Consider the following 5109-nt stretch of genomic DNA (forward strand, 5'->3'; position numbering starts at 1 on the left):
CAGCTTGCAAATGATTGTCCTTTCCTTCATTTCTCTCCTATTACGAAGATTTTAAACAGGTTCTAAGAAAGGCTATACTATGCTTCTCCTTAAATTGACCATTTACCCTAAACGCTATTAGCTTCCTTAAAATTTACATTAATGCCTATTTTGCCTAAACTGAAGCGTCTTTTCCAATTTTTTCTAGCATCAACTCAGCAGCTTTTTGTTCAGCAATCTTTTTACTAGAAGCGCATGCAGAAACTTTACCATAATCTTCTATGCAAACTGATATAGTAAATTCAGGATTGTGCGCTGGTCCAGTTTGTTTTACAAGCTCATACTCTGGTAAAGGCAATTTGTTTTTCTGAGTCCACTCTTGCAGTGAGGTTTTAGGATCTTGAGGGGGGTCAAGCATGCCTTTAGCTAGCTTTTCCCAATATTGGATAATAAATTTTTCAACATTTTCAAGCCCGCCATCAATATAAATTGCACCTATTAGTGCTTCAAGCGAGTTTTCTAAATTTTTTAAGTTACATCCCCCTCCATTGCAGCGTTCACTATTATTCATGATGATAAAGCTGCCTAATTTTATTTCTTTAGCAACATTAGCAATGGTGTTTCCACAAACTAAATCCGTCTTTCTTTTTGCCAATGCTCCTTCTTTTTCTTCAGGAAATAGTTTAAACAGTGTGGCAGATACAACCATATTCAAAACACTATCGCCCAAAAACTCTAGTCTTTCGTAGCTTACAATCTGGTTTTTGCTATTCCTTTTATTTACGCTTGGGTGAGTTAGTGCCTCTTCTAATATTGCATAATTTGTAAATTTATAATCAATGATCTTAGATATTGCATCATTCAAACTCTTCATACCCATTATTTAAAAGAATAACACTTCCTACCACACCTTTATACCAAAGAATTAGTTTTGTTTTATTAAAATAATACCAACAACTTCCAAAATATACAGTTTAATAGACTTCTTGCGTAACCATTATTTGAATAATGATTCATCGATGTTATTCCAGTGTCGGCTACTTAGGTGACAGAGAAGATGTTTAATGTATACAACCCACCACCTCACTAATGTTACTAAATCCATCTCTCCTTATTAGTTCTGCAAGTTCTAGATTAATTTTGTTTACAACTTGAGGTCCGTGGTATATGAGAGCAGTGTACAACTGCACCAAAGAAGCTCCTGCCTTTATTTTTTTATATGCATCAGCACCACTTGAGATTCCTCCGCATCCTACCAACAATATTTTGCCCTTAGTAAGTTTGTACATATCGCTCAATAACTCGGTTGAAAGTTTAAACAGCGGTTTGCCACTCAACCCACCACTCTCGTTGTGGTGGGAATGTAAGTTATTCCGACTGATCGTAGTGTTGCTCACTGTTAATCCGTCAATCTTATATTCCAACGCAAGCTCAGCGATATTTTCTTTCGTTTGCTGATCTATATCTGGTGAGATTTTTAATATTATTGGTATGGATTTAGAATTATCAATTGATTTCCGGGTTAGAGTTACGGATTTCAACAATTCCGATAATTCTTGCTTATTGTGCAGATTGCGTAAATTAGGCGTGTTTGGGGATGAGATGTTCAGCACTATATAATTGCTTTTTCCATATACTATCTTTATTAAGTCAACATAATCGCTGATTTGGTCCTTTGATGTACTGTTTTTTCCTATGTTGATGCCAAAAATGCAGTCATCAAGCTTGGTTTTATCTATTTGTTTAAGAAAGTAGTCTATTCCTTTATTGTTAAATCCCAATCTGTTAATTACCCCTTGATCTTTAATTAACCGAAAAATTCTTGGTTTTTTGTTTCCATATTGTGGATTACGAGTTACAGTACCAGTTTCAATAAATCCAAAACCAAATGAAAGCATAGGCCTTATAACTTCTGCATTCTTGTCAAAACCTGCAGCCAGACCCACGGGGCTTCTGAGCTTATTACCAAAAAAATTCACACTCAAAGATTCTGGTAGCTCTATAGGTTTTCTATAAGGCATTTTCTTTAATGCCATAATTGCCAAAGAGTGAGCAACCTCGGGCGGTAGTAAAAACAATAAATCACGTAATATCATTTTGTAAAACACTTTGCTTATTTTTAGTTTATTTTTTACCATGAAACGCTATAAGAGTGTAACCATAACTTGAAAAGAAATTGATTTTACTTATGAATAATTTTCTCTATAGGTTACACACCTAAAGCTACTGTTGAATTGAGCAACTTTTACAAGATATAGAAAATGAAAGAGGCCGGGACCGGAATTGAACCGGTATAAAAGGATTTGCAGTCCTCTGCATAAGCCATTCTGCCACCCAGCCGTTTTTTATGTGTAGATATCCATTATATCTTTTAGCATAGATAAGGCTTCCTCCCTTTTGCGTTGGAAAGTGTTACGTCCAATGATTGAACCATTACCACCACCCTGCTTAATTTCTTTCGCTTCATTGCATATGTCATTCACTGATTTCGACTCGCCACCAGAAAAAACTACTATTCTTTTTCCTGCAAAACAAGATCTTTTAACATATTCAATTCTTTTAGATAATGATTCAATATTTTCTGTTTCTATTTTCTCCCTTTCCAAATATTTAGTTGGAAGTTTTACTTTTATTATATTAGCGCCAAGCAAAGCTGCCATGTGTGCAGCATAGGCAACAACATCAACCGCTGTTTCACCTTCTTTGGAAATTCCTTCACCGCGTGGATAAGACCATAACACTACTGCAAGCCCATAAGATTTGGCTTCAGCTACGATTTCACGGGCTTCTTCCATCATATCGAAACACTTAGCAGAACCAGGATATATAGTAAATCCAACAGCCAAGCAGCCCAAACGCAGTGCATCTTTCACAGAAGAGGTTATTGCTTGATCAGAAGTCAGATTCTTCGAATGTAAGGAGTTGGAACTATTAAGTTTCAAAATAAGTGGGAGCATTCCAGCATAAGTTGAAGCACCAGCTTCAATCATACCAAGTGGAGCAGCATATGCACTTACTCCCGAATCAACTGCAAGCTGAAAATGATAATGTGGGTCATAAGCATCAGGGTTAACTTCAAAACTTTTTATTGGCCCGTGTTCAAACCCTTGGTCTACAGGGAGAATTACTAATTTGCCAGTGCCGCCAAGCCTTCCATGCACGAGAATACGAGTAAGATTCGCTTTTACCCCGGGGTTTTCACTTTCGTAGTGGTTTAAGATTTGTCTTATTTCTTTACTCATTAACGCTATGAAGTTCATTTAAAGTATAGCAAAAACCACAGTTGAAGCAAAGATCTTTTTATGGTTCTTGTCCTGCAGGTGTATCTAAAGATGTAACGTTAGGATTGGTGGTGTGCTGTTGTGGCTTTTTTTGGATTAAATCTCTAAAATACATTTTGACAATAGGAAGAACAAGTGGCATAAGCACTAGCTTGTAGTCATACCATGCAAATTTTTCTTTATAGCTAAATTCTGCATCTTCTTCATATAAGCGCTGAATGCAATGTTCACTATATAGTTCAGATGCCTTTGCAAAAGTTCTAAGTAAAGCAATAAGTAATAAATCCAATGCTAAATTAATCATCAGCATTGTTCCATATTGAGCAGGCCAGCCATTTTGTGCTACCTCTGACACTAGACCACATATAGCAAATGTTGCTGCGATACATATCACATAATCATCAGCAGCAATAAGTAGATTGTATCTTCGATTTAATCTATCCAGATTTTCCTCTTGTGAACCTTTTTGTTTACTTGCTGCATAAATAATACCACAAAAGGATATAATAAATAACAACGGCCAAATCCCTATGCTAAATGCATAAAATCGATAAGCGATGCTTTGCACCGTGCCACTATTAGCAAGTTGCGATAAGCAATACTCAACTTTCAGCGATGGAGTAACCACCGCATTTGCTAATATAAAAAATAAAGGTGCTCTATTTATAGCTTTGCTTCTACGTGATAATATTCCATAAATTTTTGTTTGCCTCCTCCGTTCTTCTTCACTTGATAGTCTTTCATATTGACTAGGAGTTTTTCCTTCTTTTAAAGCGTTGAGATACTTCTCTAGCTCTTTTTTATCTGCACTAAGTTTTTGAAACTTTTCTGTAGCTATCTTTTTCTTCTCTTCATCTTTTTCTTTGTCAGGGTGGCACTTTAATGAAAGCTTTCTAAAGCTCCGTTCAACTAACTTGAGTATATCGTCAAACTCCTGGCTTATTACTTCTTCTGCTTTTATTTCTAGTCTTGAAAATAAATTCTGTAAATCGCGATTACTGTAATACTGATTTCTAGTTAAACTTGCCACTATAGCCTCATTATTCTTAAAATAAGTATACTATCAGTGTAATAAAAAAACAAGAATTTCAAACTATATCAAAAGCAATTTTATTTTCTACTTTATTCATATAGATTCTTAATTTCTTTCCTTTTATTAATTTACGATTCAGTATTTCTTCCGCTAAGTAACTTTTTATCTCTTTTTCAATAAGTCTCTCTATCGGACGTGCTCCCATTTCCTTACTATAACCTGTTTGTGCAAGATAAGATTTCACTTCATCTTCTACCAAGCAGTTTATGCCTTTTTGCGTCAGCTGCTTTTTCAGTTCCTGAATAAATTTATCTACAATATGCAGAATTATATCCGCATTTAAGTCAGAAAAAGAAATAATCGCATCAAGACGATTACGAAATTCAGGGCTAAAAACCTGTTCTATCGCTTTTTCACTATCACCAGTGTTAAATTTTTTATGCCCAAAGCCAACAAAACTTTTGCTGCGTTCAGCTGCTCCTGCATTAGTTGTCATAATTAAGATTATATTGGAAAAGTCAACTTTACGTCCGTAAGTGTCTGTAACACAACCATAATCCATAATTTGTAGCAATATATTATAGATATCGCTATGGGCCTTTTCAATTTCATCAAGCAACACAACACTATATTGATTGTTAGATACAGACTCTGTGAGTAATCCACCCTGATCATAACCTACATATCCAGGAGGAGAACCAATCATCCTTGATATCGTATGAGACTCAATATATTCGGACATATCAAAGCGTATAAGAACCTGTTTAAAATCTTCGTAATAGGAGAGAAATGAAGGAAAGGACAATCATTTGCAAG

General features: G+C 35.4%; 4 protein-coding genes, 1 tRNA gene and 1 pseudogene. All 6 read right to left on the reverse strand.

Annotation, left to right across the window (positions count from 1 at the left end; genetic code table 11):
- Positions 1 to 154: 154 nt before the first annotated feature.
- Positions 155 to 853: a ribonuclease III gene (gene rnc, locus OZD61_RS02025; protein WP_274979665.1), complete on the reverse strand. Its 699-nt coding sequence runs from the start codon at positions 851 to 853 to the stop codon at positions 155 to 157.
- A gap of 187 nt (positions 854 to 1040) precedes the next feature.
- Entirely contained in the window at positions 1041 to 2117 is a 1077-nt protein-coding gene (locus OZD61_RS02030) for a quinone-dependent dihydroorotate dehydrogenase (protein ID WP_274979666.1), read from the reverse strand.
- A 130-nt stretch (positions 2118 to 2247) separates the two neighbouring features.
- Positions 2248 to 2319: transfer RNA gene (locus OZD61_RS02035), tRNA-Cys, on the reverse strand.
- Positions 2320 to 2324: 5 nt separating this feature from the next.
- Positions 2325 to 3221, reverse strand: a complete 897-nt coding sequence (locus tag OZD61_RS02040) for a class I fructose-bisphosphate aldolase (RefSeq protein WP_274979667.1) — start codon at positions 3219 to 3221, stop codon at positions 2325 to 2327.
- Between the two features lie 58 nt (positions 3222 to 3279).
- The gene (locus OZD61_RS02045) at positions 3280 to 4290 is read right to left on the reverse strand and encodes a molecular chaperone DnaJ (RefSeq protein WP_274979668.1); all 1011 of its coding nucleotides are present in this window, start codon (positions 4288 to 4290) and stop codon (positions 3280 to 3282) included.
- 58 nt (positions 4291 to 4348) lie between these two features.
- Positions 4349 to 5050: pseudogene (locus OZD61_RS02050) on the reverse strand (AAA family ATPase); the annotation flags it as partial.
- Positions 5051 to 5109: the final 59 nt, after the last annotated feature.

The sequence above is a fragment of the Wolbachia endosymbiont of Drosophila bocki genome (genome assembly GCF_028982005.1).
Lineage (GTDB): Bacteria > Pseudomonadota > Alphaproteobacteria > Rickettsiales > Anaplasmataceae > Wolbachia > Wolbachia pipientis.